At 65.9% G+C, this 3,846-nt stretch carries 4 protein-coding genes; 3 read left to right on the top strand and 1 reads right to left on the bottom strand.

Annotation, left to right across the window (positions count from 1 at the left end; all coding sequences use genetic code 11):
• From EN914_RS27615 to EN914_RS27625, 3 genes are all read left to right on the top strand, one after another.
• Positions 1-1,139: ABC transporter ATP-binding protein (locus tag EN914_RS27615; RefSeq protein WP_164778955.1), on the top strand; the 1,139-nt coding region annotated here is incomplete at its 5' end.
• A complete protein-coding gene (locus EN914_RS27620) occupies positions 1,139-2,194 on the top strand; it encodes an ABC transporter permease (protein ID WP_024504732.1) in 1,056 nt (351 codons plus the stop codon). The genes EN914_RS27615 and EN914_RS27620, both read left to right, overlap by 1 nt.
• Positions 2,191-3,135 carry an ABC transporter permease gene (locus EN914_RS27625; protein ID WP_013528958.1) on the top strand — a complete coding sequence of 315 codons (945 nt, stop codon included), beginning with the start codon at positions 2,191-2,193 and terminating at the stop codon, positions 3,133-3,135. The genes EN914_RS27620 and EN914_RS27625 overlap by 4 nt, the downstream gene beginning before the upstream one ends.
• Before the next feature lie 27 nt (positions 3,136-3,162).
• On the opposite strand, the gene EN914_RS27630 is transcribed toward EN914_RS27625, so the two are convergent.
• The coding region (locus EN914_RS27630; protein WP_164778956.1) for an SDR family NAD(P)-dependent oxidoreductase at positions 3,163-3,846 on the bottom strand (684 nt) is incomplete at its 5' end.

The raw sequence follows: 3,846 nt of genomic DNA on the forward strand, positions 1-3,846 counted from the left end.
GCCGCCAGCATGGGCTGACGCTTGATCCCGATCTTCCGGTCTCGGCGCTGTCGGTCGGCGAGCAGCAGCGGCTCGAAATCGTCAAGGCACTGTTTCGCGGCGCCAGGCTCTTGATCCTCGACGAGCCGACGGCGGTGCTGGCGCCGAGCGAGGTCGACGGGCTGTTTTCGGCGTTGCGGTCGATGGCGGCGCAAGGGCTCGGCATCATCTTCATCTCGCACAAGCTCAACGAGGTGCGGGCACTGACGCATCGCTGCACAGTGCTGCGGCATGGGCGCGTCGCCGGCCGCGTCGACGATCCCGCCAACACGACATCGTCCGCAATGGCGCAACTGATGTGCGGCCATGAGATCGTGCCGCCGGCGCGGGGACAGTCGACGCCCGGTGCTGCGGTGCTGACCCTCGACGGCATTTCCACCTCGCGTCATTCGGGTACGGCGCTGCGCGACGTGTCGCTTGCCGTGCGTGCAGGCGAAATCCTCGGCATTGCCGGCGTGTCGGGCAATGGCCAGCGCGCGCTGGCGGAGGTCATCTCCGGCGTGCGCGTACCTGACGCCGGCCGGATGACGATCGCCGGCCAGAAAGTCTCACGCTTTTCGCCGCGCGAAGTGCAGGCGCTCGGTCTTGGCCGCATCCCGGAAGACCGTATGACGACGGGGCTGGTTACCAACCTGCCGCTCGCGGATTCGATGGTGTTGCCGCGCATCGGCACCGCCGCGTTCAGCAGCAAGGGCCTGCTCAAGCCGGATGCGATCCGCGCCTTCGCGGAAGAGCAGATCAAGGCCTATGATATAAGGTGCCCTGGGCCGATGACCCGCGCCGGGGCGCTGTCCGGCGGCAATCTGCAGAAGGCGCTCTTGGCACGCGAACTGGCCTTCGACCCGAAGGTTCTGATCGTCTCGCAACCGACGCGCGGGCTCGATATCGGCGCGGCGCGTTTCATCCACGAAAAGTTCCTCGACATGCGGGCCAAGGGCTGCGGCATCATCGTCATCGGCGAAGATCTGGAAGAGCTGCTGGTGCTCTGCGATCGCATCGCGGTGATGTATGAGGGCCGCATTGTCGGCACGCTCGACAGCGCCGATGCGACGATCGCACAGCTCGGCCTGATGATGACCGGGGCGGAGGGGCACAGCTGATGTTTCGCCTGGAAGTCCGCACCTCTACGCCGGCCTGGTTCAACCTCGCTTTGCCGCTGCTGGCTATCGGCGCTACGCTTGTCCTGTGCAGTGGCCTGATCGCGCTGGCCGGCGCCGGCGTGCTCAATGCGTATGGCGTGATGTTCACGGCCTCGCTGGGCGACAGCTATGCGATCACCGAAACGATGGTGCGCGCCGCGCCGATGATCTTCACCGGACTGGCGGTGGCGGTCGCCTTCCGGGCAAAATTCTGGAACATCGGCGCCGAGGGTCAATTGCTGGCCGGCGCGGTGGCCAGCTGCTTTGTCGGCGCCATCCCGATGCCGGGACCGCTCGCCATGGTGTTGATGGCGGTCGCAGGCGCTGCGGCCGGGGCCGCGGTCGCGCTGGTGCCGGCGACCCTCAGGGTAAAATTCAAGGTCGACGATGTCGTCAGTTCGCTGCTGCTCAATTCGGTCATCTACTACGCGCTGATGGCGCTGATCGAAGGACCGTGGAAGGACTCCTTCAGCGGCTATCCGATCTCGCCGCCGATAGAGGATTCGGCCAATTTCCCTGTGCTGATCGAAGGTACAAGGCTGCATCTCGGCGTTATCGTGGCGCTGCTGGCGGCACCGCTGATCTGGTTCCTGATCGTGCGCACCACGCTCGGCTTCAGGATAAGGGTCACCGGCGAAAACCCGGAAGCGGCCAGATATGGCGGCATCCATGTCGAGCGCGTGCTGATCTCGACAGCGCTGCTGTCCGGCGCGCTGGCCGGACTGGCCGGCGTCGGCGAGGTCGGCGGCGTGCATTTCCAGGTGATGAGCGACATCTCGCCGGGCTACGGCTATTCCGGCATCGTCGTTGCCATGCTGGCGCGGCTCAACCCGCTTGGCGTCGTGCCGGCGGCGATCTTCCTTGCCGCCGTGATGACCGGCGCCGAGGCGATGTCGCGGGCGACCGGCGTGCCGGCCTTCCTCAGCGATGTCATCCAGGGCACCGCACTGCTCGCCATGCTGGTGGCGCTGCTGTTCACCGCCTATCGCATCCGCCGCGTCGGGGTTGCCCGATGAGCGCGGTGTTCGAACAGATCTTCCAGGTCGGCTTTCTGGCCGCGATCATCCGCATCGCCACGCCGCTGGCTTTTGCAACGCTGGGCGAAATGTTCTCGGAACGGGCAGGCGTGCTCAATCTCGGCATCGAAGGCATCATGCTTTTGTCGGCGATGACAGGCTTCACCGCTGCCAGCCTCAGCGGCAGCCTGTGGCTCGGCGTGCTGGCGGCGGTGCTGACCGGCATGCTGATGGGTGCGCTGCATGCGTTGTTCACGGTGGTGCTCGGCCTCAGCCAGCATGTCTGCGGCATCGGCGTGACGCTGTTCTCGTCGGGCCTTGCCTATTTCCTCTACCGGCTGATCTTCGGCCAGCAGTCTGTGCCGCCCAACATCAATGGTTTTCAGACGCTGCCGATCCCGATCCTGTCCGACATTCCGGTGCTCGGGCCGGCGGTGTTCAACCAGTTCGCGCTGGTCTACATGGCGATCCTGGCCATTCCGTTGGCCGCTTTCATACTCTACCGCACGCCATGGGGCCTGTCGGTGCGCATGGTCGGTGAAAATCCGCGTGCTGCCGATTCGGCCGGTGTCAGCGTCATCGCCACGCGCTTTCAGGCGGTTGTCCTCGGCGGCGCGCTGATGGGGCTGGCCGGCGCCTTCCTGTCGATGGCGCAGTTCAACGCCTTCACCTTCGGCGTCGTCTCCGGGCGCGGCTGGGTGGCGATCGCGCTGGTCGTCTTCGGTCGCTGGGATCCATGGCGCTCGGCGGGTGCGGCACTTCTGTTCGCCTTCGTCGATGCCTTGCAGCTGCGCATGCAGGCGAGCGGGCTCGGACACATCCCCTACGAGGCGTTCCTGATGCTGCCGTTCATCTTCACCATCGTCGCCATGGCTGTGATGTCGCGCAACGCGGTGGCACCGTCGGCGCTGCTCAAGCCATTTAGACGGGAAGAGCGCTGACAGCCGGGCGGCTGTCGGCGTAGCTGTTCACATCGCGGTAAAACCGTTGTCGACGAACAGATGCGTGCCGTTGACGAAGCTCGACTCGTCGCTGGCGAGGTAAAGCGCCGCCCTCGCCACCTCTTCCGGCTCGCCGATGCGGCCCTGCTGCGCGGCCAGCGCTGCGTCCGAGACATCGACGCCGAGCCTGCCGAGGTCGGCAACCTCGCGCAGGCCGTGCGGCGTGCGGATGAAGCCCGGGCAGACGGCGTTGCAGCGGATGTTGCGGTCGCGGAACTCGACGGCGATGGCGCGGGCGAACATGTGGCAGGCGCCCTTGGTGGTGTCATAGAGCACTTCGTTGGGAGTAGCCGCCACCGCCGAGATCGACGAGGTGCAGACGATCGAGCCGCCGCCCGCCGCAATCATGCCGGGCAAAACGGCGCGCGTCATCAGGAACATCGAGCGCACATTGACGGCATGCAGCCAATCCCATTCCTGCACCGTGGTCTCCAGGAAGGGCTTTATCACGATGGTGCCGGCGTGGTTGAACAGCACGGTGATGGGCCCGAGTTTTTCGATAGCACCCTTCACGGCGGCTTCGACCTGTGCCTCGTCGGAGACGTCGGCGACAAAATGCTCGGCGACATGGCCGCGTGCCCTGATTGTCGCTGCGGTTGCGGCGGCCGCCTCGCCGTTGCGGTCGATGATCGCCACCTTGGCGCCTTCGGC

It is taken from the genome of Mesorhizobium sp. M7A.F.Ca.CA.001.08.2.1 (assembly GCF_003998455.1).
In the GTDB taxonomy this organism is placed as follows: Bacteria; Pseudomonadota; Alphaproteobacteria; order Rhizobiales; family Rhizobiaceae; genus Mesorhizobium; species Mesorhizobium ciceri.

Coding starts and splice junctions, on each gene's coding strand:
- EN914_RS27620 (WP_024504732.1), top strand. CDS start 1,139: ATGTTTCGCCTGGAAGTCCGCACCTCTACGCCGGCCTGGTTCAACCTC.
- EN914_RS27625 (WP_013528958.1), top strand. CDS start 2,191: ATGAGCGCGGTGTTCGAACAGATCTTCCAGGTCGGCTTTCTGGCCGCG.